Source organism: Streptomyces sp. NPDC059788 (assembly GCF_042732265.1).
Taxonomy (GTDB): domain Bacteria; phylum Actinomycetota; class Actinomycetes; order Streptomycetales; family Streptomycetaceae; genus Streptomyces.
This window is the reverse complement of sequence record NZ_JBHWHY010000039.1, coordinates 21,704-46,208: the sequence shown is the minus strand read 5'-3', so window position 1 is coordinate 46,208 and position 24,505 is coordinate 21,704. Positions and strand designations below refer to the sequence as shown.

Annotated in this window: 24 protein-coding genes and 1 pseudogene; 12 read left to right on the top strand and 13 right to left on the bottom strand. The window is 71.7% G+C overall.

Annotated elements, in window-relative coordinates; all coding sequences use genetic code 11:
* Positions 1–27: 27 nt before the first annotated feature.
* The 4 genes from ACFV57_RS30000 to ACFV57_RS29985 form a co-directional block, all read right to left on the bottom strand.
* A complete protein-coding gene (locus tag ACFV57_RS30000; protein ID WP_385238626.1) occupies positions 28–531 on the bottom strand; it encodes an LOG family protein in 504 nt (167 codons plus the stop codon).
* A gap of 7 nt (positions 532–538) precedes the next feature.
* Positions 539–874, bottom strand: coding sequence for a hypothetical protein (locus ACFV57_RS29995; RefSeq protein WP_385238624.1), 336 nt, complete (start codon positions 872–874; stop codon positions 539–541).
* Between the two features lie 9 nt (positions 875–883).
* Positions 884–1,504, bottom strand: a complete 621-nt coding sequence (locus ACFV57_RS29990; protein ID WP_385238622.1) for a GTP cyclohydrolase I — start codon at positions 1,502–1,504, stop codon at positions 884–886.
* A 235-nt stretch (positions 1,505–1,739) separates the two neighbouring features.
* On the bottom strand, positions 1,740–3,128 hold the full coding sequence (locus ACFV57_RS29985; RefSeq protein WP_385238620.1) for an STM4012 family radical SAM protein: 1,389 nt from the start codon (positions 3,126–3,128) through the stop codon (positions 1,740–1,742).
* Between the two features lie 183 nt (positions 3,129–3,311).
* Between ACFV57_RS29985 and ACFV57_RS29980 the strand changes: the two genes are divergently transcribed.
* On the top strand, positions 3,312–4,451 hold the full coding sequence (locus ACFV57_RS29980; protein ID WP_385238618.1) for a DUF1152 domain-containing protein: 1,140 nt from the start codon (positions 3,312–3,314) through the stop codon (positions 4,449–4,451).
* Between the two features lie 64 nt (positions 4,452–4,515).
* On the opposite strand, the gene ACFV57_RS29975 is transcribed toward ACFV57_RS29980, so the two are convergent.
* The gene (locus ACFV57_RS29975; protein ID WP_385238616.1) at positions 4,516–5,379 is read right to left on the bottom strand and encodes an SDR family NAD(P)-dependent oxidoreductase; all 864 of its coding nucleotides are present in this window, start codon (positions 5,377–5,379) and stop codon (positions 4,516–4,518) included.
* Between the two features lie 58 nt (positions 5,380–5,437).
* Here ACFV57_RS29975 and ACFV57_RS29970 point away from each other — a divergent pair, with 58 nt between their 5' ends.
* Positions 5,438–6,148: a TetR family transcriptional regulator gene (locus ACFV57_RS29970; protein WP_385238614.1), complete on the top strand. Its 711-nt coding sequence runs from the start codon at positions 5,438–5,440 to the stop codon at positions 6,146–6,148.
* A gap of 237 nt (positions 6,149–6,385) precedes the next feature.
* Positions 6,386–6,793, top strand: coding sequence for a Dabb family protein (locus tag ACFV57_RS29965; protein ID WP_385238612.1), 408 nt, complete (start codon positions 6,386–6,388; stop codon positions 6,791–6,793).
* Positions 6,794–6,921: 128 nt separating this feature from the next.
* Here ACFV57_RS29965 and ACFV57_RS29960 read toward each other — a convergent pair whose 3' ends face one another.
* A complete protein-coding gene (locus ACFV57_RS29960; RefSeq protein ID WP_385238610.1) occupies positions 6,922–7,914 on the bottom strand; it encodes a phospholipase in 993 nt (330 codons plus the stop codon).
* Between the two features lie 242 nt (positions 7,915–8,156).
* Positions 8,157–8,396, bottom strand: a pseudogene (locus ACFV57_RS29955) (cupin domain-containing protein); the annotation flags it as partial.
* A gap of 95 nt (positions 8,397–8,491) precedes the next feature.
* Between ACFV57_RS29955 and ACFV57_RS29950 the strand changes: the two are divergent.
* Positions 8,492–9,118: a class I SAM-dependent methyltransferase gene (locus ACFV57_RS29950; RefSeq protein WP_385238609.1), complete on the top strand. Its 627-nt coding sequence runs from the start codon at positions 8,492–8,494 to the stop codon at positions 9,116–9,118.
* Between the two features lie 370 nt (positions 9,119–9,488).
* Positions 9,489–10,613, top strand: a complete 1,125-nt coding sequence (locus tag ACFV57_RS29945) for a glycosyltransferase (RefSeq protein ID WP_385238607.1) — start codon at positions 9,489–9,491, stop codon at positions 10,611–10,613.
* 82 nt (positions 10,614–10,695) lie between these two features.
* Here the strand turns inward: ACFV57_RS29945 and ACFV57_RS29940 are convergent, their stop codons facing one another.
* A complete protein-coding gene (locus ACFV57_RS29940; protein ID WP_385238605.1) occupies positions 10,696–11,256 on the bottom strand; it encodes a cysteine hydrolase family protein in 561 nt (186 codons plus the stop codon).
* A gap of 205 nt (positions 11,257–11,461) precedes the next feature.
* On the opposite strand from ACFV57_RS29940, the gene ACFV57_RS29935 reads away from it, so the two are divergent.
* The 4 genes from ACFV57_RS29935 (at position 11,462) to ACFV57_RS29920 (ending at position 16,206) form a co-directional block, all read left to right on the top strand.
* Positions 11,462–12,406, top strand: a complete 945-nt coding sequence (locus ACFV57_RS29935; protein WP_385238603.1) for a TIGR03619 family F420-dependent LLM class oxidoreductase — start codon at positions 11,462–11,464, stop codon at positions 12,404–12,406.
* 212 nt (positions 12,407–12,618) lie between these two features.
* Entirely contained in the window at positions 12,619–14,319 is a 1,701-nt protein-coding gene (locus tag ACFV57_RS29930) for an amidohydrolase (protein ID WP_385238601.1), read from the top strand.
* Entirely contained in the window at positions 14,306–14,665 is a 360-nt protein-coding gene (locus ACFV57_RS29925; protein ID WP_385238599.1) for a hypothetical protein, read from the top strand. The genes ACFV57_RS29930 and ACFV57_RS29925 overlap by 14 nt, the downstream gene beginning before the upstream one ends.
* A 32-nt stretch (positions 14,666–14,697) precedes the next feature.
* Positions 14,698–16,206 carry a sodium:solute symporter gene (locus tag ACFV57_RS29920; protein ID WP_385238597.1) on the top strand — a complete coding sequence of 503 codons (1,509 nt, stop codon included), beginning with the start codon at positions 14,698–14,700 and terminating at the stop codon, positions 16,204–16,206.
* Here the strand turns inward: ACFV57_RS29920 and ACFV57_RS29915 are convergent.
* The 4 genes from ACFV57_RS29915 to ACFV57_RS29900 all read right to left on the bottom strand — a co-directional run bounded on the left by ACFV57_RS29915 (position 16,168) and on the right by ACFV57_RS29900 (position 20,237).
* On the bottom strand, positions 16,168–16,734 hold the full coding sequence (locus ACFV57_RS29915) for a hypothetical protein (protein WP_385238595.1): 567 nt from the start codon (positions 16,732–16,734) through the stop codon (positions 16,168–16,170). The genes ACFV57_RS29920 and ACFV57_RS29915 overlap by 39 nt on opposite strands.
* 156 nt (positions 16,735–16,890) lie before the next feature.
* Entirely contained in the window at positions 16,891–17,772 is an 882-nt protein-coding gene (locus ACFV57_RS29910; protein WP_385238593.1) for a fumarylacetoacetate hydrolase family protein, read from the bottom strand.
* Positions 17,773–17,893: 121 nt separating this feature from the next.
* Positions 17,894–18,781 carry a 3,4-dihydroxyphenylacetate 2,3-dioxygenase gene (locus ACFV57_RS29905; RefSeq protein ID WP_385238591.1) on the bottom strand — a complete coding sequence of 296 codons (888 nt, stop codon included), beginning with the start codon at positions 18,779–18,781 and terminating at the stop codon, positions 17,894–17,896.
* The gene (locus ACFV57_RS29900; RefSeq protein ID WP_385238589.1) at positions 18,774–20,237 is read right to left on the bottom strand and encodes an aldehyde dehydrogenase family protein; all 1,464 of its coding nucleotides are present in this window, start codon (positions 20,235–20,237) and stop codon (positions 18,774–18,776) included. The genes ACFV57_RS29905 and ACFV57_RS29900 overlap by 8 nt, the downstream gene beginning before the upstream one ends.
* A 253-nt stretch (positions 20,238–20,490) precedes the next feature.
* On the opposite strand from ACFV57_RS29900, the gene ACFV57_RS29895 reads away from it, so the two are divergent.
* Both ACFV57_RS29895 and ACFV57_RS29890 read left to right on the top strand, forming a co-directional pair.
* Positions 20,491–21,987 carry an aldehyde dehydrogenase gene (locus ACFV57_RS29895; RefSeq protein ID WP_385238587.1) on the top strand — a complete coding sequence of 499 codons (1,497 nt, stop codon included), beginning with the start codon at positions 20,491–20,493 and terminating at the stop codon, positions 21,985–21,987.
* On the top strand, positions 21,984–22,766 hold the full coding sequence (locus ACFV57_RS29890; RefSeq protein WP_385238585.1) for a gamma-glutamyl-gamma-aminobutyrate hydrolase family protein: 783 nt from the start codon (positions 21,984–21,986) through the stop codon (positions 22,764–22,766). The genes ACFV57_RS29895 and ACFV57_RS29890 overlap by 4 nt, the downstream gene beginning before the upstream one ends.
* 44 nt (positions 22,767–22,810) lie before the next feature.
* Here the strand turns inward: ACFV57_RS29890 and ACFV57_RS29885 are convergent, their stop codons facing one another.
* On the bottom strand, positions 22,811–23,386 hold the full coding sequence (locus ACFV57_RS29885; RefSeq protein ID WP_385238583.1) for a MarR family winged helix-turn-helix transcriptional regulator: 576 nt from the start codon (positions 23,384–23,386) through the stop codon (positions 22,811–22,813).
* Between the two features lie 164 nt (positions 23,387–23,550).
* Between ACFV57_RS29885 and ACFV57_RS29880 the strand changes: the two genes are divergently transcribed.
* A complete protein-coding gene (locus ACFV57_RS29880) occupies positions 23,551–24,414 on the top strand; it encodes an SDR family NAD(P)-dependent oxidoreductase (RefSeq protein WP_385238581.1) in 864 nt (287 codons plus the stop codon).
* The last annotated feature ends 91 nt before the right edge of the window (positions 24,415–24,505 follow it).

Sequence of the window (24,505 nt, the reverse complement as noted above, 5' to 3'; positions counted from 1 at the left end):
CCCTCCCTGCGGTCGTCCGCTCACCGGCTATCCCCGGTCGGGGGCCGGCGCGGTACTGAAGGCGGTCAGCCGCGCGGCCAGTTCCTCCAGGGACGCCAGGTACTCGACTCCCGGAAGGCGCGTGGCGTGCTCGCCCAGGGCCCATACCGTCTTCTCCGCGTCGACGGCCACGATCATCTCCTGGAGGGCTCCGTGCGAGCCCGGCACGGCGATCATGGCGTGCGCGACGCTGGCCAGCACGATGTTGCGGCCGTTGGCGGTCAGTCCGGTGTCCAGCCGGAGGTCCACCTCGGCGTGCGGCCGGGTCGTACGGTTCGAGCTGCCCGGCAGCAGGCCCAGCACCCGGCCTCCGTTCTCCTTCGCGCCGCGCGCCGCCGCCTCCATCGCGCCGCCGAGCCCGCCCGTCACCAGGAGGCAGCCGGGTTGCCGTGCGACGAGCGCTCCGACCTCGCGGGCCATGTCGTACACCGCCGGGGGGCAGTTGCGGCCCTTGCCGACCACGGCGATGAGTGTGTCCGGCCATTTCTCCACGGGGCCCTCAGCCTTCCTTCTTGCGCAGGCCTAGGGCGAAGAGCGCGTCGACAAAGCTGATCAGCCGCTTCTCCCGGCCGATCTTCGGCGAGGTGTCGGGGTGCTCCCCCTGGGACTCGTACGCGTGCATACGTTCTTCGGACACGGCGACCAGCCTGCGGCCGATCTCCTGGAACTGCCGTGAGTCGATCTGCCCTCCGTCGAGGGCGGCGGTGCATCTCTCGTACGCCGCCAGCGGGCCCACGGTGTGGACGGAGCAGGTCTGCAGCGCCTGCCGCATCTGGTCGGCGAGCCGGCGTACGTCCTCGTCGGCCATCGACGCCGGCTGCGTGCCCTGGTCCATGTGGCTCACCTACCTCCCCAGGAAGGCCGGTTTCTCCGCAACAGCACTGGCCCACAGCGGCGACCAGTAGCGCTCCTCGCACAGTACGCCACGCCGCTCGATGACCGTGACGACTTCCTGGCTCGGGGCGTTGGTGCGCAGCGCGATGCAGCAGTGTGCGCTGCGCAGGACCAGGGCGATGCCCTTCGGCTGCAGCCGCGCCTCCAGGAAGTTCACCGCGTCGACCACCAGGCGCTCGTTGAGCTGGGGCTGGCGCGCGAGGTAGTTGAGGCCCTTCTTCAGTTTGGAGTAGCCCGCCACCTTGCGGTCGGGTACGTAGCCGACGTGGGCGATCCCGAAGGCGGGCGCCAGGTGGTGTTCGCACAGCGAGACGTAGTGCACGTCGTTGACCAGGACCAGGTCCTGCATTCCCGGATTGTCGAAGACCTTGAAGTCCTCTTCGATGTCGATGTCGCCCGGATTGATCGACTGGGCGTACAGCTCAGCCACCCGGCGCGGGGTCTGTGCCATCACCTCGGGCTTGTCGCCCTGGCCGAGGCCGCGCAACAGTTCGCTGATGGCGTTCTCGATCACGTCCACATCCACCGGCTTCGGCGGAAGCGGTAAGTGGGGCTGCTGGGGATCCGCCATGGTGCCACCCTCCAGGTCCCTGTGGCCCGCTATGTGGGCACAACTCCCAGGACTCATCAGTTGTGGAGCGTTACATGGATCAACCGTTTGACAGGCTAGAAACGATATTGGGAGCGAGTCAACCTGTGTGCAGTGACAACACGTCAGTTTTTTGTGTGGCGCCCGCGCACGTCGAGGCCCTGTTGGCGTTGCCGTCACCTGGCCGCTCGGTGCGCGGGGCGCCGGGTCGGCCGGGCTACTTGTCCAGGTAGCTCGTCATGGCGTCGTTGACCCGCGGGGAGAAGAACAGCGGGCCGATGGCGTCCGCCCAGGCCATTCCCTCCGGGGTGAGCCTGAGCACCGTGCTCTCGCCGTCATCGAGCCACCGCTTCTCGCGGAGCAGGGCGAACTCCGCCGGGAAGTCCTCCTCGGGCTCCGTGCCGAACAGGCCGCGGTAGCCGGCGACCGGCAGGCCGACGGTCTCCAGGAGCCACTGCAGGACGTACATCCGGCGCCGTTCCCCGTCGTCCATCCGGAAGACCCACTGGGCCCGGCGGAACTCCTCGGTGGGGGTGGCGATGTAGTCGTCGATGATGCGCCGCACCTCCGGCACGGCCACCGCGTAGTCGGTGGTGTAGTGCAGGGCCGAGGTGAACGAACGGGCGCCGACTCCGAGTCCCACCATCCCGGCCTGCTGGTTGTACTCGCTGATGCTCGTGTCCTCGGCGAGGTCGTCGGCCGGGGTTCCCAGCCGCCGGAAGACCCGCATCGAGGTCTGCTCGTAGCCGGCGGCCAGCAGATGGTCGCGGCCGTAGCGGTACAGGCGCAGGCGCTGCTCGTCCCACTGCCGGCGGTCCTTGTCGTGGCGGGTGCTCAGGCCGGTCAGGGGGCGCACGTACAGCGGGTAGAGGTAGATCTCCTCCGGCTCCCAGGCCAGCGCGGCGTCCAGGGAGACGCGGAAGGAGGCTTCCGTCTGGCCGTCGATGCCGTAGATGAGGTCGATGTTGAGGATGGGGAAGCCGGCCTCGCGCAGCCGGGTCAGGGCCCCCTCCACCTCCGCGCGCTTCTGCGGCCGTACGGCGGCGCGGGCTTCCTCGTCGATGAAGCTCTGCACGCCGATGCTCAGGCGGGTGGCGCCGCGTTCGGCGAGCACCGCGAGCCGGTCGGCGGTCGCGGTGGCCGGGGAGGTCTCCACCGACCAGGGGACGGCGCGGAGGTCGGCGCCCATCACGTTCTCGCAGATGTCGCAGAGCCGGGTCAGTTCCGCGGCGGTGAGATAGGTGGGGGTGCCGCCGCCGAAGGCGGACAACTGGAAACGGACGGACCGGCCGCTCGCTTCCAACGCCTCCCGGGTCACCTGCGCCTGCCGGCCCAGGGTGTCCAGGAACGCGCTCGTGACGTCTTCCGGAGCACCGGTGCGGGTGAAGAGGTTGCAAAAACCGCAGCGCATCTCACAGAAGGGGATGTGCACGTAGAGCGAGAGGGAGCCGAGCTGCTCGTGCCTCCATAACTCGCTCAGTAACGGCCCGCTTTCCAGCCGACGGTAGGCCTTCTGGTGCGGGTAGACGTAGACGTACTGCTGGTAGGGAGTCTCAGGGGAAACCGGCCTGCCCGAAAACAGCTGAACGGGAGCAGAGGCGGCCATGGACAACACCTTCCCTCTTTCGACAAGGGAACTGAAGTACAACTCTCAAGGCACGATAGCGGCCTGGGCCGCGAACCTGGAGGGATCGGTACGGCGCCGTCTGCCGGGGCGTCTGCCGGAATACGGCCCCGACGCTCCGGTCAGCGGGACGACCACCGCAAACAACCCGAGGGGGTAACGGTATTGACTGCCAAACTTCTCATCGCCGCCGGAGGCGGAGGCGACGCGATCACCACCGCCATGGTCCACGCGGCGTTGCACGGCGAGGACGCTCCCGCCCTCGTCCTGACCTACGCCTGGGAGCGCCTGGTGGTCGATCCGGTCCCCGGCCCCCGGCGCCGGACGGACTTCACCGGCACCGAACACGTCGGTGATCAGGTCCACTTGGTCACGCCCCGGTCCGCCCCCGTCCCTCCCGCGGGCTCGCTGCTCCCCCGGCTCGCGGCCGATCTGCGGCCCGCGCTCGGCCTCATCGACCCCTACGAAGGCGCGGTCGGCCTGGCCCGCCAGATCGTCCGGGCCGCCGAGTACTGCGGCGCCGACCACGTCGACATCGTCGACGTCGGCGGGGACGTGGCGGCCGACGGCTGCGAACCCACCCTGCGCAGCCCGTTGGGCGACGCCCTCGTGGTGGCGGCGTGCCGGCGCACCGGCCTGCCGGCCGCGGTGCACATCGCCGGCCCCGGCCTCGACTCCGAGGTGCCCGAAGCCGTACTGCTGCCCCGCCTGGAAGGCCCGGAGTTCTCCCTCACCGCGGCGCATACGCGCTCGGTCGGCGACGTCTTCGCCTGGCACCCCTCCGAGGCGAGTGCCCTCCTGGTCGCCGCGGCCCGCGGTCTCCGGGGCGTCTGCGGCACCCGCGACGCGCCGGACCCGGTCGTACTCGGCCCCGCCAGCGCACACGTCTACCGGCTCCCCCTGTCCCGGGCCCTGGAGATCAACCGGCTGGCCCGGGCCCTGGACGGCACCACCGACCTGGCGCAGGCCGAGGAGGCCAGCCGCTCCGTGTGCGGCTTCTCCGAAGTCGCCCGCGAACGCGAACGGGCCGGCCGGCAGCGGGCGACGCCCGGCCAGGCGCGCGGGGGCCACAGTGCGCCGCAGGACGCCGCCACCCTCTACCGGCGGTTCGTCCAGTGGGAGCGGCACACCGCGGCCACCGGTATCCAGTACGCCACCACCCGCAGGTTCGCCGAGGAACTGGGCCTCTCCCAGGAGGCGCTGCCGGTTCTGCGCCGCCACCTGGAGAACAGCGCTCCGGCACGCTCCGTACCACCTCTGTGGCAGTTGCGCCCCGAGGGGCGGTCCGCCCGGCAGGAGGCCTGAGAGAACACCCCCGCCGCTCCCCTGCCCCGCCGCCTTCTTCCTGCCGGTTCGGACGATCCCCCGTCTACTCGGCGCAGGTCGGGAGTTCGACGGGGTAGCCCGCGCCGAAGTCGGCGGAGACGGCGACGGCCTGCCAGGTTTCGGCCTCGGCCAGTTGGCGCCGTGCGTGGTCGAGCGCCATCCGGGCCGCGTTCTCGCCCAGGAGCAGGTGGGCGGGGAGCTCGTCGCGCTTGAGGACGCGGACGAGGATCTCGGCGGCGCGGTCCGGGTCGCCGGCGGCGCGGCCGGCCCGGGCCCGGTCGTGGAAGGCGCCGACGGTCTCCCGGTACTCCGGCGGGATGTCCTGGATCTCCATGGAGGACCCGGCCCAGTCGGTGGCGAAGCCGCTGGGCTCGACGACCAGGTAGCGGATGCCGAACGGCGCGGTCTCGGTGGCGAGTACGCGGGTCAGGCCGTCGATGGCGAACTTGGCCGCCTGGTAGGAGCCCAGCCCGGCGCTGCCGCCCACCCGGCCGCCGATGGAGGAGAACTGGACGACGGTGCCGCCGCCCTGCGCCCGCAGCAGGGGCAGAGCCGCCTTGGACACGTGGTACACGCCCCAGAAGTTGGTCTCGAACTGGCGGCGGAAGTCGTCCTGGGGCGCCGTCTCGACAGGGGCGACGTTCGCGTAGCCGGCGTTGTTGACGACCACGTCGATGCGGCCGAAGCGGTCACGGGCCGCGTCGAGCGCGGCCGTGGCCGCGGCGGCGTCGGTCACGTCGAGCGCGACCGTCAGTATCCGGTCGCCGAAGCGCTCGGCCAGGTCGGCGAGGTCGGCCGGCTTACGGGCGGTGGCGACGACCCGGTCGCCCGCCTCCAGGGCGGCGATCGCGAGGGAGCGGCCGAAGCCGCGGGAGGAACCGGTGATGAACCACGTCTGGGTTGTCATGGGCTTAGCGAAACACGGTTGCGTTAATAGTGCAACCTGGTTGCGTTAGAGTGTGGGCATGGCCAGCTCCCGACCGCCCGCACGAGCCCGCAGCGCCGAGGCCAAGCGCGCCCGCGAGGCGGCGATCCTCGACGCCGCGGCCCGGCTGGCCACGGCGCACGGCATCCGGTCGGTGACCTTGACCGACATCGCCGCGGAGGTCGGGCTGCACAAGTCGGCGATGCTCCGCTACTTCGAAACCCGCGAGGAGATCTACCTGCGCCTGGCCGCCGCCGGGTGGACGCAGTGGTCGCAGGCGGTACGCCAACAACTCGCCGACCTGGCGCCCGGCACGGACGCGGAGGCCCCCGCGGACAGCGCGGGCCAGGAGCGCCGCCTGCACACCGTCGCCGGACTGCTGGCCGAGTCGCTGGTGGCACGCCCCCTGTTCTGCGACCTGCTCGCGCACACCCCGATGAACCTGGAACGCAACGTCTCGCTGGAGAGCGTCCGGTCCTTCAAGCTGACCGCCCTCGCCGAGGTCGCGGCCGTGAGCGAGGCACTGCGCCGGGCCGCCGCGCTGAGCCCGGCACAGGCCGGCAACGTCGTCGCCACGGCCACGTCGATGGCCGGAGCGCTGTGGCAGATGGCCGCCCCGGGAACCGAACTGCGCCGCCTGTACGAGTCGGACCCCGGCCTCGCCCACGCCGTCGTCGACGTCGCCCCACGCCTGACCGACATCCTGAGCGCACTCCTTCGCGGCTACAGCGCGGAGAGCCAGGTCGGGTAGCCCCTCCACGCACCCCCACCCGGCGCCCGCACCCAGCAGCTCGCGCATCCCATCGACTCGCACACCCTCAGCTCGCACACCCGAAGAACGGACCGCCGAGAGCCGCGAGTTCACCGAAGACGCCCGCCTCCGCGGCAGCGCCTTGCAAGCACCCATCATTATGGTTATAAGCTATAGCCAAAGAATGCGGGTGAAACCGGAAGCCACCCCCGTCTACCGAAGCGAAGGAGATCCACCGTGATCTATCACCAGATCCGCCTCGCCATGCGCCCCGACGCCCCCCAGGACAAGGTCCACGAAGCGCTGGACCTGCTGCGCAGGATGGGCCGGGAGATCGACGCCGTCGAGCACTGGGCGGTCGGCCGTGACATCGGCGGCGACTTCGACTACGGCGCCCTCTTCGCGGTCAAGGACGTCGAGGCGTACCGCGCGTACATGCACGCCCCGCTCCACCGCCGGGTGGACGAGATCGGCCTGCCCCTCGTGCGGAACATGGTCTCCCAGGACCTCACCGACGACGAGGACCCCGGGATCGCCGACAAGATCCGCAAGATCCACGCGGACCGTTTCGCCGGCGACCCCGCTCTCGTCGCCCTGATCGAGAACCTCGGTTCGTACGAGGGCAGCGGCGCGCCGAACAGCTGAGCGCCGAGCCGGCCGCATGGTCCGCGGCCGGCCGGCGGTGTGAAGGGCCCACGGGCGCGGGGCGGTTCGGGGCCGCCCCGGCCCGGGGGCGTCCGCTGCTCGGGGCTGTCCGCTGCTTCGACAGACCGTTACTTGAACAGGCGGTCGCCGCTGTTGGCCATGCGGTGGCTGCCGCTGTGCCGGTTCACCCAGTCACGGATGAGGTTGATGGCGTTGGCGCACTGCCAGCCGTTGTCGTACTCGTGCTCTCCGGTGAAGTTGGCGTAGCCCGCGATGATGCCGTCCACCCGCGCGTCGCCCAGCAGCTTGTCGACGTACCACGGGTCGTTGTAGGTGGTCGTCCAGGACAGCGTGGCCGCGAGCTGGCCGGCGGCGCGGTCCGCGGCACCCTTCTTCAGTTCCGCGCACGTGTTCCAGGTGGCTTCCGTACAGTTGCCGAACCCGTTGGTGATGTTGTTGTCGCCGTAGTCCATCACTCGGCGGCCGTTCGGAAATCCGGAACCGGACTGGTTGAAGGCGTTCCGGACCTTGTCGCGGCTCCCGGTCGTGGTGATGCCCTCCAGCTTGCCGAGCTTGCCCTCCAGACTCTTCCAGCCCCGGCCGCCGACGTCCGGCGTGTTGCCGCCGTGATACTCGAAGAACCCGTACAGCACCTGGATTCCGGCGGCCGTCAGCCGCTGCGCCTTGTCACGCAGTCCGGCGACGCTGCACGTACGGTTCTGCGCCTCGCCGCAGTAGTTCGGGTCCTTGATGTCCAGCCAGACCAGCGCCAGCCGGCGCCCCGCGTTGGCGTGGGAGAGGATTCGGTCGATCATGCTGTCGAAGCTGGGGCCCCGCCGGTTCTCGCCGGCCGAGGAACAGTCGTGCCAAGCACGCCATTCGTTCGGGTTCCACCAGGCACAGACATCGATCTCGATGGCGTTGGCGCCGTGGTTGAGCGCGGCGTCCACGCCGTCCAGGGTGTCGACCCGGTGCGCGATCGCGTAGATCGCGTGCCGCTGATCGGCTGCCGCCGCCGGTGTCGTACCGAGCGCGGTGACACCGATGATGCTGCACAGTGCCGCGATCAGCGCCAGTACCATCCGCGGACCGCGGGCGCCCGGTCGAAGGTGAGTGGTCAAGAAAGGTGCTCCTCAAAGTCGTTGTCCTGAAGGACGACTGCGCAAAGTACGGACCACATCTGCAAAAGGCGACGGCAACAAGGCGTGCGAGCCGCACGTGCCGTACGAGCCGCTCAAGCCGTCGGCTTGGGGCGAAAAGTATCGCGCCCGGCGCGGCTTTCGTGACATGTTCTCGGACTGCTGTGGTCGCCAAACAGCCATTTTGCAGGCCGGGTTGTATCCGGGGAACCGGGCGCTGCCGATTATGCGAGCGAGTGGGCACGCACTCCTTGCAGACCGAACAGGATGAGCAGTTCGACCACGCCGCCGTCGGCACTGCCCAGCCAGTGCGGCAAGGACGTGTCGAACTCGGCTGCCTCACCGGGCGGCAATGTCAGGTCGCGGTCGCCGAGCACCAGCCGCAGGCGGCCGTTGAGCACGTACAGCCATTCACATCCTTCGTGCGTCTGCGGGGTCGGTTCGAGCGGTTCCGGCTGGGCTGGGGTCCATGGGGCTCAGCTTGCCGTTACCGCAAGTTTTCGTGCCAGGTCGTGGCGTGCCCGGCAAGACTGCACGCACCTCGACGCAAGGAGACTTGATGAGTACCACCGATGCGACCGCGTTCTGGGACGGCGTCTACGCGGCCCGGCCGGCAGCCGTCGGCCCGCGGCCGAACGCCCGCCTCACCGAGACGGTGACGGACCTGCCGCCCGGTGACGCGCTGGACCTCGGATGCGGCGGCGGAGGCGACGCGCTGTGGCTCGCCGGCCAGGGATGGCACGTCACCGCCACCGACATCTCGGCCGTCGCGGTCGAGCGGCTCGCCACCCTCGCCCACTCACACGGCCTGGGCGATCGCGTCCTCGCCGTACGGCACGACCTGCACGAATCCTTCCCGCCCGGCGCGTTCGACCTGGTCTGCGCCCACTACCTGCACACCCCCTTCACGCTGGACCGGTCGGCCGTCCTGCGCTCGGCCGCGCACGCGCTGCGCCCCGGCGGGCGGCTGCTGGTCGTCGATCACGGCTCGACCGCGCCCTGGTCGTGGAACCAGGACCCCGATACCCGGTATCCGGGCCCGCGGGAAGTCGCCGCCGGTATCGCACTGGATCCCGCGGCATGGACGGTCGAGCGGGCCCACGCGCCCCGCCGCATCGCGACCGGGCCGGACGGGCGCACCGCGGAGGTCACCGACCACGTCCTCCTCATCCGCCGCACCGCCTGACCCGGCGACACGCGTACGCTCCCGCTTTCGCCGGTATTCGCCGCCCGGCTCCGCTCCCGCACCGCGGCGGCCTCTGTAGGTGGGGATTACGTAATGACTACGTAATGCACTACGTAGATCACGTGGGAACGGTGCCGGGCGGCCGGGCCCGGACGTAGCCTCGACGACGGCAGGCGGGAATTTCTCCGGCGGGCAACAGCGGTCGCGCGTACGGAGTTTTCGTGGGCGGTCTTGTCGAGCAGGTCCCGGGCTGCCGGTTCGCCTTCCGGCTTTCTGCCTCCGTAACGATGTGCGCCGCCTTCGCGGCGGAGAAGTTGGAGTTCGCGTGCCCTTACGGATAGCCATCACCGCCGAGCCGGTCCCTTCGCATGTGTCCGCACTCGATTACGTCACCGGGCCGGCCCTTCAGCAGGGCCACGATGTGGCGCTCTACGCCCCCCTCATGTTCCGCGGTGAAGCCCGGCGCCGCGGGATGGAATTCCACGAGGCGGGAACGGACTGGACGTGCAATCCCGCCGTACAGCAGACGGCGAGCGGGGTGTGGAAGAGGTACGGGAACGTGCCTTTCAACCGGTACGTCTTCGGCCGGCTCTGGCCGCATCAGGCCGAGACGAAGGCCCATGACCTGATCGCCGCGTGGACCCGGGCACGGCCCGATCTGGTGATCGCCGAGTGCAGTGATCTCGGTGCGCACCTCGCGGCGGAGGTCCTGCGTCTGCCCGTACTCGCGGCCGACAACGGCCTCGGTCCGGTGCTCCTGGACCTCTGGGACACCGACATCGCGCCCGAGTTGGCGCCTCTCCACAAGCGCCACGAGCAGGGCCCACCCGTGCTCCCCGCGCTGCTCACGCCCGCGCCGGCCCAGTGGTTCTACGAAACGCCCCCGCCCTTCACGCAGGTCGTGCGGCGTACCGTCGTCGAAGACCGGTCACCCCTCCCCGACCGGCTGGGCCGCTCCGCCTCCCGCCCCCTCGTCTACGCGAGCCTCGGCACCCTGACCACCACGATGTCGGGGCTCCGGACCCTCGTGCGGGACGCCTATCAGGAGATCATGGCCGCGCTCTCCGCCCTCGGCTGCGACGCCATCGTGTCCGCCGGAAACCTCGCGGAGCACCTGCGGAGCACGGACCCCCGTATCCATGTCGCGGAGCGCGTCCCGCAGCCCGCGCTCCTGCGCCGTACCGACCTGTTCGTGACGCACGGGGGCCGGGCATCCCTGCTCGACGCGGTGCAGGGCGCGACGCCCGTCCTGGGCATGGGTGTTCTCGCCGACCAGCCCGACAACGTCGCGGCGTTCGCACGGCTCGGCCTCGGCCGCGCGCTGGAACTCACCGCGACGCGCGACGAGATCGCCGACGCCATGACGGCCGTCCTCGACGACCCCCGCCACCACGCCGCCATGGCCGACGCCTGCGTCGAGCTGTCACAGCTGCCACCGCTCGACATCGCGGAACTGAGGGACGTAGGCGAGGGTGCCCGCGTCTGCACTCCGTAACTTCGTGACGCCGTGACTCCGCAGGGCAGCGGTCGGCCCAGAGGGCGTACCCGGAGGCGGTGCCACCGAGGCGGGGACGCTGCTACCGAGGTGCGATCGTCTTGACCCAGTCGTCGGCGGTGACGACGTCCGCCCACTGCGGGAACAGTCGCTCGACGAGGACCCGGTGCAGTTCCGGGTCGGTGTCCAGACAGGCGTCGGAGAGAACGGTGAGGCCGAAGTCCATGTCGTTCGCCTGGCACAGGGTGGACAGCACCACGGCGCTGGTGGCGATGCCGGTGAGCACGAGACGGTCGATACCGCGCGCCCGCAGCACCATGTCGAGATCGCTGCCCGAGAACGCGCTCGCCCGCTTCTTGGTGACCACCACGTCGCCCGGCCGGGGCGCGACCTCGGGGTGGATCTCGGTGCCCGGGGCGCCCTCGACGAACAGGCCGGCCTGGGCGATGGCGGCGAGCGGCCTGTTGTGCGTGCCGACTTCCGGGAAACCGGGACGCAGGGCGATGACCACGTAGATCACGGGGATGTCCGCCGCCCGGGCCCCGTCGATCGCCCCGCGCAGACGCGGCAGATATCCGGAGCCGTCGTCGGCGATGTCCACGATGGCCTGCTGGACGTCCATCACGAGAAGGGCGCTGCTCATGTCGTCTCCTGGAGCGAGGTCGGTTCGGCGTGGGAACAGGCCGGGTTCCGGTGTTCGGATCCTACGCGTCCCCGGGCGTGGTGATCCGCGGGCCTCGGCTCCCCCGGCGCGCTCGACCGGGATGCGGCACGGCTCTTGAGCGAGGCGGCGGAGCGGCTTACCGTTTGGGCTCAAACAATACGCCCGAACGAGGCCGGGAGTACGGATGACCAAGCCCCACCCCCGCATGACGCTCGTGCTGACCGAGAACTGGACCATGACCGGCGGCCGTTGCGACCTCGGCGCCCTGGTGCGCTGGGCCCGCGAGGCGGAGGACGCCGGATTCGACTCGGTCATGCTCAGCGAGCACATCGTGCTCGGCCCGGACTCCGGCGCCAAGGGCCCGATGCCCAACCCGCGCGAGTACGCCCTGCCGGGAAACCAGCCCCCGGACACGCCGTGGCCCAGTTCGCTCGTCCTGCTCGCCGCCATGGCCGCCGTCACCGAGCGCCTCCGGCTCGCCGCCGCTGCCGTGCTGGCGCCGCTGCGCCATCCGCTCCTGCTGGCCAAGGAGCTGGCCACGCTCGACCTGCTGAGCGAGGGACGACTCGTCGTCCTGCCGACGGTGAGCTGGAGCGAGGACGAATACGCCGCGCTCCAGGTCCCCTTCGCGCGGCGCGGCAGGCTGCTCGACGAGCACCTGGCCGCCTGGAAGCTGCTCTGGCAGCCCGGCCCCGCCACCTTCGAGGGCGAGCACTACCGCTTCCGTGATGCCTGGCTGGAGCCGAAGCCGCACCGGGCGGGCGGCCCCGAGCTGTGGTTCGGCGGTTCGACGCTGCACGACGCGGTGCTGCGGCGCATGGTGACGTACGGCCACGGGTTCAACCCGCTGGGGCGCCCCGCGCCGGGCGAGTTGGAGAAGCTGCGCGTGGCCATGGCGGAGGCCGGGCGGGACATGTCCGAGCTGGAGATGGTCGGCGGCACACGCGCCGTCTTCCCGGACGGGGAGTCGGTGGCCGACCTCGGCCGGGCACTGGAGGCCGTGCCGGAGCAGATGGAGCAGGGCTTCACGACGTTCTGCATCAAGCCGTCGCAGTTCACGGACGACCCGGAGGGGGTCGGGGACTTCTGCCGCGAGGTGATGCGGCGGGTGGAGCGGCTCGCCGGGTGATACGGCGGGCGGGGCGAGATCACGTACCCGAAGCGGGCGGAAGCCCGAGGCGGGACGGCGCCCCGCACCTGTCCATGCCCGCATCCCGCACCGGCGTCCCACGCGCCAACGCCCGTATCCCGCACCGGGAATTTGTGCAGCCCCCTTGCGCCGGGGACAGCTCCCGGTCTTATGTTTGGGCCCAAACGACAACGGACGGAAAGGGGTCTTCCATGCCCGGACCCGCAGACCTCGTGCTGGTCGACGGCACCGTGCTGACCGTCGACGCCGCGTTTCGCGCCACGCAGGCCGTCGCCGTGCGCGACGGCCTGGTCGTGGCGACCGGAAGCACCGGCGAGATCCGCGCGCTCGTCGGGCCCGGTACCGAGGTCGTCGACCTCGAAGGTCGCACCGCGCTCCCCGGGATCAACGACTCGCATCTGCACGCCGCCGCCTTCGGCGCCACCCGGCCGCCGCTGGCCCTCGACGTCGCCTGGCCCGCCGTGCCGTCGATCGCCGGCGTACGCGACGCGGTACGCGGCAAGGCCGCCGGCCTCCCGCCCGGCGCCTGGATCTTCGGCAACGGATGGGACGTCGGCTACCTCAAGGAGTGCCTGGCCGAGCCCGGCCGTACCCCACGGCGCCAGGACCTGGACGAGGTGTCGCCGGACAACCCGGTGCTGCTGTACGAGTTCTCCGGGCACACCTCCTGGCTCAACTCCCGCGCCCTGGAACTCGCGGGCATCACCGCCACCACACCGGTACCGCCCGGCGGTGTCATCGAGACCGACGCCGACGGCGCCCCGACGGGCATCCTGCGTGAGGGCGCGCAGGACCTGGTGAACGCCGTGGTGCCGCTGATGGACGACGCCGCGCGCGAGGCCGCCGTCCGCTCCGCCATCGCGGTCTGCCACGCCGAGGGCATCACCAGCTTCACCGAGCCGGGCCTCGGCCCCGGCGGCACCTCGCTCTTCCTGGGAGTCGCGGACACCGGGACGCTCAACACGTACGCCCGCCTGGAGTCGGCCGGTGAACTGCGGGCGCGGGTCAGTGTGCTGCTGCTCCCCCTGGAGATGGGCGGCGCGGCGCGGCACCTGCCCGACCGGCTGGTCCAGCTGGAAGGGGTGTGCGCGGCGGCCGATCCGCGGCGGCTGCGCGTACTCGGCGTCAAGCTGTTCGCCGACGGCATCCCGCCGAGCCGTACGGCCTGGATGCACGAGGAGTACGAGGGCGGCGGACGCGGGAGCCTCTGTCTGCACGGGCACAGCGACGCCCAGCGGGTCGAGGAACTGAACGCGATCGTGCAGTACGCCCACGCCGCAGGCCACCAGCTCGGCGTGCACATCACCGGGGACCACGGCATCGACGCGGTCGTCGAAGCCTTCGAGGCGGCGCAGACCGGGACTCCGCGCCGGGACGCGCGCCACTACGTCATCCACGGCGACTTCGCCTCGGCCCGTTCGCTGGCCACGCTCGCCAGGCACGGCTGGGGCATCAACATGAACCCCGGGGTCAAGGACGCCACCGCGGACGCGATGGACGCGATCGTGGGGCCCGAGCGCTCCGCCTATCAGTGGCCCGTGCGCAGCGCCGTGGAGGCCGGCATCCCGGTCACCGCCAGCTCGGACGCGCCCATCACCTACCCCGACTGGCGCCGGGGCGTGGCCTCGATGATGCTGCGGGAGGCGCGGGCGAGCGGGCGGCAGAGCGGCCCCGAGCAGTGCGTCGACCTGGAGACCGCGCTGCGCGCGTACACCTCGAACGCCGCGTGGCAGGACTTCGCGGAGAGCTGGAAAGGGACGCTGGAGCCCGGCAAGGTGGCCGACATCTGTGTCGTGGACGGCGATCTGGCGCATGCGGACCCGCACGAGATCGCGACGATGCCGGTGGCGATGACGGTCTTCGACGGGGAGATCGTCCATGACGCCCGGTGACAGGGCGGCCGGTGACATGACGTCCGGTGGCATGACGTCCGGCGGAGGGAGCCCGCGGCCGTTCCGCCGGCCGCCTGTCCGGCGGTTCGCCGGGGCGCTGTCCGGCCGCTTCGCCCGCTGGGCCGTCGCGCTCTCCCCGCGGCGGAAGTGGGCGCTGTTCGGCTGCTGGTTCGCGCTCGACGCCGTACTGGCGCTGGCACCGCCGGTGTACTGGGCCGCGGGCGATCCGCGCTTCCAGGGCGGAATCCCGTTGTCCGTCTGCTACTTCCTCGCCCTCGGTACGCACATCTCGGCAGGCGTCATCGCGCTGTACGGCGTCGAGTCGGCCCGCGGCGAGATCGACTGATACCTCCTCGCGACGGAGAGGGGCTCGCCCCAGTGAATGTGTTCCTCGGCTACGGCATGGTGGTGCTCTTCTTCTGCGGAGTGCTCCTCACGCTGTATGTGCACCGCAGGCGTGACGCCGACTTCACCGACTACGCCGTAGGCGGGCGCAGCTTCGGCAGCGGCTATCAGACCATGTCGGTCCTCAACACCTGGTTTCCCGGCTCGGTCTTCATCGCCGACGCCGGCCTGGCGGCGGGCGGCGGGGTGATCGGCTTCCATCTGCTGGTCTACGGGCTGTTCGCCTACCTGCTGATGTATCTGATGTCCCGGCGGGTGTGGATGTGGGGGGAGCGGTACGGGCTGCGCACCCAGTCCGACCTGTTCGGGCTGCGCTACGGCGGAACGTCGTCGCGCACCGTGCCCGCGCTGATCCAGGCCCTGGTGAACTTCCCGATGACGGTGCTCGGGATGCAGGCCATGGGGCTGGTCTTCTACTACATCTCCTTCGGTCACCTCAGCTACTCCCAGTCGGTGCTCGCGGGAGTGCTGGTGCTGGTGGTCCGGCAGTTCTGGACGGTGCGCATGGGGATGCGCGGAGTGGTCGTCACGGACTTCTACCAGGGCATGATCGCGTACGTCTTCGGGTCGGTCCTGCTGGTGGGGCTCATCGTCTATCTGGCGGTGCACGGCCACGGGTTCTCGCGGCTGCCCGTGGAACGGCTGTCGCTGCCCGTGGGCGGCGGGGGCAGCGGCGGGCTCTATCTCTTCGCCCTGACCTTCACCGGTTCGGTGGGAGGCTGGTGCCTCTCGGGGATGTTCGTCCGGCTCTTCACCGCGGACGGGGTGCGCAGCGTCAAGCGCTCCGCCGTGTTCGTCATGCCCGCCTCGCTCGTCTTCGCCGGGCTGCTGCTGACCGCCGCGCTGCTGTCCGGGACGCTGCCCGGCGTCTCCGACAACCCCGACCGCGCGCTGTTCACCCTGGCCCAGCACATCGGCGGCCCGTGGGTCATCATCGCGATCGCCCTGTGTGTCCTGGCCGCGCAGATCGGCATGGCCGACGGGGTGCTCCAGTCCGTGGGCACGCTCATCTCCAACGACCTGGTCGCGGTGTACCGGCCGATGAACGACAAGGGGCGGCTGCTGGCGGCGAAGATCTCCATCGCCGTCTACACGGTGGCCTCCGCGCTGGTCGCCAACATCGGGCTCAGCAACCTCATCACGCTGTCGATCATGGCGTACCAGGGAGTGGTGCAGCTCGCCGTCCCGCAGTTCCTCGGCCTTTTCTGGAAGCGCGGCAACCGGACCGGCACGGTCGCCGGGACCGTGACCGGCTTCGTCACCGCCGCCGGGCTCTCGGCGGTCTACCCCACCTCCATCCCCTGGCTGAGCGGCCTGACCTCGGGGGTCGTGGGGATGGCGGTCAACCTCGCCGTGTACGTGGCCTGTGCCTACCTCGTCCCGCAGAGTACGGCGGAGAAGCAGCGGGTCGCGGAGCTGTTCGCCGCCACGTCCGTGTCCGGTTCACCCGGCCACGTCCGGCAGGACCCGGTGGCCGGGTGACGTGCGGTGGCGGTAGGAGTGTGCGGCGACGAACAGCCCGATGCCCCATACCAGGAACTGCGGGATTCCGTAGACGACGATCCAGGGGCTGAAGACACCGTCGTCGTGGAAGTCGCCGATCGTCTGCGCGGCGGCCCAGAGCGTGTACAGGAGGAGGAAGGCGGAGACGGCGAAGGCCGTGGCGGCCGGCGTCCGGCGCGGAACTCTGCGCCCGGCCAGGAACGGGGTCCGGCGCGGGAACACCAGACCCCACGGCCGGACCAGGCTCAACGCCAGGATGCCCGCCAGCAGGGCCAGGCCGCTGAGTACGAGAAGGTACGGGCCGCCGCCGACCTCGTACCACTCCCGGAACTTCCGCTCGTCAGCCCAGAGGGGAATGCCCAGCGCCCAGATCGCGTGTACCGGAATGAACCCGACGGTCGCGGAGAGCGCCGAGGCGACGGCGGCCCTGACGGCCCATCGGGGCGGGGGCGCAACCTCGGCAACGGCGTTTCCCGGACGGGGGGCGGTGCATTCGGACTTGGCCATGACCCGATTCTCCTGATGCGACGGGAAGGTGTGATCAGGAGGAACGGTTCCATGGGCCGGCGTTCCAGGGCGTCGAGCCGGGGGCTGACGTTCACTCATCTTTCGAGGTGGTGAGGACGTCGAATCGCTCCCCCGTACGGGGGAGCGGGGGTCATCCTAGGGTCTCCGGGGAGGCCGGATGCCCCGGTGCTCCCAGTCGCCGCCGAGGGCCGTGGACAGGACCTCCTCCGAGGCGGTCGGCTGCGCGCCGCAGTCGTCCCGGACGGGCGTCGGGCCCGTCACGATGTGGTTGGTCAGCCGCCCCAGCCCCTCCGCCTCGACCTCCACGACGTCGCCCGGCTGGACGGGGCGCGAATGCGCGGGTGTGCCGGTGAGGAGGACGTCGCCGGGGACGAGGGTGATGGTCCGGGCGATGTCGGCGACGAGGTAGTGCATGTCCCACGTCATCTCGTCGGTCGAACCGTCCTGCACCAGCTCGCCGTTGACGTACGTACGCAGGTACTTGCCGCGGAAGTCCCATCCCGTGACCAGTCCGGGGCCCAGCGGGCAGAGCGTGTCGGAGCCCTTGACCCGGAGCATCGAACCGGCGTCGGTGTCACGGAAGTCGTGCAGGCCGTAGTCGTTGGCGACGGTGTATCCGGCGATGTGGTGCGCCGCGTCGCCCGGTGCGATGTTGCGGCACTCGCGGCCGATGACGAGCGCGATCTCGCCCTCGTAGTTGAGGTACCGGCAGCCCTCGGGGCGCACCACCGCTCCCCCGTGCGCGTTGAGCGCGGAGACGGGCTTGTGGAAGTACGTGGGCGCGGGCGGCAGCGAGACCTGGAACTCCTCGACTCTGCTGCGGTGGTTGAGGTGTACGGCGATCACCTTCGAGGGTTGTACGGGCGGCAGGTGCCGGGCGTCGGCCGCCTTCACGCGGCGGCCGTCGCCGGCGATGAGGGCTTCGCCCTCCCGTACGACGTGGACGACGGCGCCGTCGAGCAGGATGCGGCGGTATTCGCGGGTGCCGTCCTGACGGGGAGTGCGTGCGGCGTTCATGGCGCCTCCGTTTCCGGGCACGGGGTGCCCCTGTTCGTACATCGCGGAATGCGGGGGTGTGGTGGCTTGTCGCGCCGTTCCCCGCGCCCCATTGGGGCACGGCGCCCTCGGGGAAGCGCCCTTACGCCGTCCAGCCCTCCGCCGGGCGGTCGAACCACAGGTGGATCTGTCCCGTGCCGATCGAGTTCTCGTACGCGCTGTAGGCCCGCGCGGGCGCCGTCAGGCGCTCCTCGCCCAGGGCGCCCGCCAGCATCAGGTAGTGACCGAAGCCCGCCTCGGGCCGGTGGACGGCGAACTCCGGCATGGTGCGCAGCACGCGCGCGTGGTCGCCGCGCAGGAACCACGCGATGCGCTCCTCGTCGGCGGCGCGCGCCTCGGGGGTGCGCAGGTGTTCGGGGTCGCTCGCCTCGTGGTCGCGCAGTTCGCGCAGGGGCCAGAAGGTGTGGGAGAGCGCGCCGGAGGCGATCAGCACCACCTTGCGGTCCGGCAGCGCGGCGATGCCGTCGGCGAGCGCGCGGCCGAGCCGGAGGTGGTCCTCGGTGTCCCCGGTCTGGCACACTCCGACGGAGAGCCACCGCTTGTCGGGCAGCCCTTGGCCCAGGTAGGTCCAGAGGTTGACGGTGGCGTAGTGGACCGGCAGGCAGGGGTCGTCGATCGGGGTGATCCAGGTACCGTGCCGGGTGGCGAACGCGGCCGTGGAGCGGGCCAGTTCGGGGTCGCCGGGGAAGTCGTAGGGCATCCGGCACATGCCGCGGGGCAGTTCGTCGGAGGTGTACAGCCCGGCCCGCCTGTCCTGCGCGGCGACGACGAACTCGACGGTGGTCGCCCAGTGCGAGTCCAGGACGACGACCGTGTCGTAGTCGAGCGTCTCGAAGACGTCCCGGCGCAGCCTGCGCAGTCCCGGTACGAGGCTGACCTCCCGGCCCCCGTTCAGCTCCCGCCGGCCCGCCTCGGGCAGGACGATGGTGGGGACGTGGGCGAGGAGTCCGGCCCCGACGATCTCACCCATGGCGCTGCCATCCTTTCGGTGCCGTGACGGTGTTCTTCAGGTCGCAGTAGAAGTCGAAGCTCCAGTCGCCGCCCTCGCGCCCCATGCCGGACTCGCGGGAGCCGCCGAAGGGCGCGGCGAGGTCGCGGACGAAGAAGCAGTTGGTCCAGACCGTTCCGGCGACGAGCCGCGCGGCGACGCGGGCCGCGCGCCCGCGGTCCCCGGTGACGAGGGTGGCGGCCAGCCCGTAACGGGTGTCGTTGGCCAGGGCCACGGCCTCGTCCTCGGTGCCGAAGCTCTGGAGGGTGAGCACGGGGCCGAAGACCTCCTCCTGCACGATCTCCGAGTCCTGCGCGACGTCGGTCAGCAGTGTGGGCCGGTAGTAGGTGCCGCCGGTCCGTTCGTTCAGCTCGGTGTGCGGGCCGCCGCCGAGAAGCGCGGTGGCGCCGTCCGCCAGGGCCCGCCGGACGAAGCCGTCGACCCGCTCCAGGTGCCGGGGGTGGATGGTGGGGCCGATGGCGGTGGACTCCTCGCGCGGGTCGCCCTGGACGAGGGCGCGGGCCCGGTCGGTGAGGCGCTCCAGGAAGGCGTCCCGTACGGAGTCCTCGACGAGCAGCCGGGTCGCGGCCAGGCAGACCTGGCCCGCGTTGTCGTACTGCTCGACGGCGAGGTCGGCGGCCAGGTCGAGGTCGGCGTCCGCGAAGACGATCAGCGGGGACTTGCCGCCGAGTTCGAAGCTGGTGGGTACCAGGTGCGCGGCCGCCGCGCGGGCGATGCGCCGCGCCGTGGGCACGGACCCCGTGAAGCTGATGCGGCGCACGCCCGCGTCGGACACGAGGGGCGCGCCGGCCTCGTCCCCGTACCCCTGGAGGACGTTGAGGACCCCTGGGGGCAGCCCTGCCTCGGCGGCGATGTCCGCGAGGAGCGAAGCGGTGAGCGGGGTCCATTCGGCGGGTTTGAGGACGACCGGGTCGCCGGCGGCCAGCGCGGGCCCGATCTTCCAGGTGGCCAGCATCAGCGGCGCGTTCCACGGTGTGACGAGCGCGGCGGGGCCGGCCGGGTCCCAGGTCACGTGGTTGGTGTGGCCGCGGGTCGCGAAGTCGTCGTGGCCGAGGGCGAGCAGGCGGTCGGCGAAGAAGCGGAGGTTGTGCGCGGCGCGGGGCATGACGCCGCGCCGGTGGGAGCGCAGCAGCGCGCCGTTGTCCGCGGTCTCGACGGCGGCGAGGTCTTCCAGGCGCGCCTCGACGCCGTCCGCGACGGCGTGCAGCAGCCGGGCGCGCTCCCGGTGCGGTGTCGCGGCCCAGCCGGGGAAGGCGGCGCGGGCCGCGGCGACGGCCGCCCGCGCCTCCTCGGCGCCGCCCCGGGCGATGTCGGCGAGTGGCGCCCCGTCGATGGGCGAGCGGTCGGTGAAGGTGCGGGCGGAGGCGATGCGTTCGCCGCCTATCCAGTGGCGGGTGTCGACCGTGACTCCGGCCACCGTGGCGGTGGGCGGACGGTCTGGGCGCTCCGACGGCGCCGGGGCTGCCGGGTGCGCCGGAGGGCCCGGTGCGGGCACGGGGGGAGCCATCGCGGCCTCCAATTCGTTTGAGGCCAAACAAAATAGGCGGCCCGGTTCCGGGCGGTCAACCCCTTCCCCGGCGGGGCCCCATGGCTATCATTTGACCCCAAACGTCATGCCGGAGACGCGCACACGCCCCGGACGCATCCGAGGAGACACGGGAGAGACCGCCATGCCGGACAGTGACAACGACCACGGCACGTGGCTGCGCCGGGCCGAGCGCTGGGTGCCGTCCACCCGCCACCGCATCGCGGGCGCGGACGAGGACGGCTCGGGCGCGTCCTTCCGCGTCCGGTCCCCGCGCGACGGCCGTGAACTGGCCGTCGTCGCGGACGCCGGGGAGCCGGAGATCGACCGCGCCGTCCACGCGGCCCGGCGCGCCTTCGACGCGGGCCCCTGGCCCCGCCTCCCCCCTGCCGCGCGCGGGCAGGCCCTGCTCCGCCTCGCCGACCTGATCGAGGAACACCGCTGCGAACTCGCCCTGGCCGTCAGCCTGGAGAACGGCAAGCCGATCAGCGAGGCGTACGGCGTCGAACTGCGCGCCGCGATCGCCACGTTCCGCTGGTACGGACAGCTCGCGGACAAGCTGCACGACACGTCCCCGCACACGGACCCCGGCGCGCTCGCCCTCGTCACGCGCGAACCCACCGGCGTCGTCGGCGCGGTCGTGCCCTGGAACTTCCCCCTCTCGCTCGCCTCCTGGAAGCTCGCCCCGGCACTCGCCGCCGGCTGCACGGCCGTACTCAAGCCGTCCGAGCTGACACCGCTGTCCTCGCTGCTCCTCGGCCGGCTCGCAGACGAGTCGGGGCTGCCGCCGGGCGTGCTCAACGTGGTCGCGGGCGACGGCCCCGTGGCAGGGCGGGCGCTCGGCCTGCACCCCGGCGTGGACGTCCTCGCCTTCACCGGATCGACGGCCGTCGGACGCCACTTCCTGCGCTATGCCGCCGACTCCAACCTCAAGCGCGTCTGGCTCGAACTCGGCGGCAAGTCACCGAACATCGTGCTGCCCGACGCGCCCGATCTGGAGACCGCCGCCGCCACGGCGGCCTGGGCAGTCTTCTTCAACCAGGGCGAGATGTGCACGGCGCCCTCCCGGCTTCTGGTGCACTCCTCCGTGGCGGAGCGGATCGTGGACACGGTGGTCGGGCGCGCCCGCGCGCTGCGCGTCGGGGACCCGCTGGACCCGGCTACGGAGATGGGCGCGGTGGCGGGCGAGGCCCGCGTCCGTGCCGTACTCGGCCACGTACGGGCCGGACAGGAGGCGGGCGCCCGGCTGCGCACCGGCGGCGCCCGCCTGGACCGCGTACCGGGCGGCAGCTATCTGGAGCCGACCGTCTTCGACCGGGTGACGCCGGACATGCGGATCGCGCGGGAGGAGGTGTTCGGTCCCGTGCTGTCCGTCCTCACCTTCGACACCGAGGAGGAGGCGGTCGCTCTGGCCAACGACACCGAGTACGGCCTCGCCGCGGCCGTGTGGACCGCGGATCTCGGCACCGCCCACCGCCTCTCGCGCGCCCTGCGCGCGGGCACGGTCTGGGTCAACTGCTACGAGGAGGGCGGCCTTTCCGTGCCTTTCGGCGGCTACAAGCAGTCGGGCAACGGGCGCGACAAGTCCGTACACGCGCTGGAGAAGTACACCGAACTCAAGACGACCTGGATGCAGTGGTGAACGCCCCGCAAGGCTCGTCGCGAGGCCGCACGCCGTACGGTGCCCGCCCTCTCATCGCCCTCCCCCAGCGCTTCTCCGCCGCAGCCTCGGCTCTGCGTTACGGCGCGGTGGTAACCGCGCGGGCCCTGTCGGAAGCGGTACTGCGCGCGGGCGGCGAGCCGTTCATGATGCATCCGGGCCCGCCGGAGGAGGCGGCGGAGCGGCTGGCCCGCTGCGACGGCGTCCTGCTGCCGGGCGGCGGCGATCTGACGCCACATCTCTACGACACCGGTGCCGAGGTCCACTACAGGGTCTACGACGTCGATGCGGAGCAGGACGCGTTCGACCTCTCAGTGGCGCGGCACGCTCTGGCGGGCGGGCTGCCGCTGCTGGCCGTCTGCCGCGGGCTCCAGGTCGTCAACGTCGCCCTGGGCGGCACGCTGCGCCAGGACATGGGAGGCGGGGAGGAAGAGCACAGGCATCGCGTCCACCACGTCGCGCTCGCGGCAGGCTCCACGGTCGCGAAGGCGATGGCGAGGGCGCAGCGGCCGGAAGCCGCACGGGAGGCCGACAAGGTGGAGGTGTCGTGCTATCACCACCAGTGCACGGACCGGCTGGGCGAAGGGCTCGCCGTCACCGGGCGCGCCGCGGACGGCACCGTCGAGGCCCTCGAACTGCCGGGCCGCGGCGCTTGGTTCGCGGCGGTGCAATGGCATCCCGAGGACACGGCGGTCTCGGACCCCGCCCAGCAGGGCCTGTTCGACGCACTGGTCGAGGCGGGCCGGGGCCGGCCCGCCTGATGGCCCGCGCGAGGGCTCCTGTGAGCGTTCCCCCGGGGTGCCGCTCAGCTCTTGGAGGGGCGGCGTCCGCTGCGCCGCGGGTGGGGGTCGGCACCGTCGAGGAGGGTGAGCCGCCGCTCCTCCCCGTTCTCCTCCGTCTGCACCACGATCTTCCGCAGCAGGTCGGCCAGCGTCCGGCACTCCTCGTCGGTCAGCCGGTCGGCGACGAAGACCTCCTCCGCGTTGAACGCGGGGAAGACCTCGGCCATCAGCTGCTCGCCCGTGTCCGTCAGCCGCAGCAGCACCAGGCGTCCGTCGGAGGGGTGGCTGTTGCGTTCGATGAGGCCCCGGCTCTGGAGGGTGCGGCACACCCCCGTCAGGGTGCCCTTGGAGATGCCCGCCTCCGCCGCCACGTGGCGGGTCTCCGTCTCGCCCCAGATCCATACGACCCACAGCACGACGAAAGAGGTCCAGGACAGCTCGGCACCGCGCAGCACGGAGTTCTCGAAGTGCTGCCGCACCGCCGCGGCGGCCCGGTAGATGTTCGCCACCGCGACCATCTGCACATGCCGGATCGGCGTGTCGCCCAGCTTGGCCTGTACGGCCTTCTCGGTCTCCCGGATGGAACGGTGCTCCGTCACGTCGTGTTCTCCCGCATCTCTCGCCGTCGCCGGCAATCCCCTGCCGAGTTCCGTGCGCCCCCGTACGAGCGTTGCCGTCCGCGACCCTTACGGGCTCAAACGATAACCCGCCCCGCGGTGCCCCGGCACACCGTCGCACCGCCCTCCAGCGAAAGGGAGACCCCATGACCCGGCCCGACCGACCCGCCCCCGACCGGCCCGCCCGAAGCGACCGTCCCGACCGTCCCGACCCGGCCCGGAGCGACCGGCCCGTCCTGCTCGTGGCCGGGGCCAGCAGCGGGATCGGCGCGGCCGTCGCCGCGCGCGGCGCGGCCGAAGGGGCCCGCGTCGCCGTGTGCGCCCGGCGTGCCGGTGCGCTGCGCGAGGTCGCGGACGCATGCGGCGCGACGCCCTACGTCGCCGATGTGACCGTACGCGGCGGGGTCGAAGAGCTGATCGCGGCCGTGTTGCGGGACCACGGCCGCCTGGACGGTGTGGTCGCCAACGCCGGAACGATACGCCCCGGCAGCCTGCTCGACCTCGGCGACGAGGACTGGGACGCCGCCCTGCGCACCAACCTCACCTCCGTCTTCCTGCTCGCCCGCGCGGCCCTCCCCCATCTGGAGGCCGCGCGGGGCGCGTTCGTCACCGTGGGCTCCGTCGCCGGGCTGCGCGCGGCCGTGGGCGCGGGCGCGTACGCCGCGTCCAAGGCGGGTGCCGGCATGTTGACGAATGTCATCGCCGCGGAGTTCGGCCCGCGAGGAGTGCGTGCCAATACGGTCTGTCCGGGCTGGACGCGTACGGAGATGGCCGACGAGGAGATGCGGGAGTTCGGCGGCGACCTCCCCTTGGACGCGGCGTACGCGCGGGCCACGGCACTGGTGCCGCAGCGGCGCGCGGCGACGGCCGAAGAGGTCGCCGAGGCCGTGCTGTGGCTCCTCGGGCCGCGGTCGTCCTACGTCAACGGGGCGACGCTGACCGTGGACGGCGGCCTGACCTCGGTCGACGCGGGGCGGGTGCCCTTCGACTTCACGGTGACACCGCGGTGACACCGCGGGCGCGGGGGCGGAACGCGACGCGCCCCCCCCCCCCCGCGAGCACCCCCCCCCCGCCCCCCCCCCCCCCCCCCCCCCCCACACC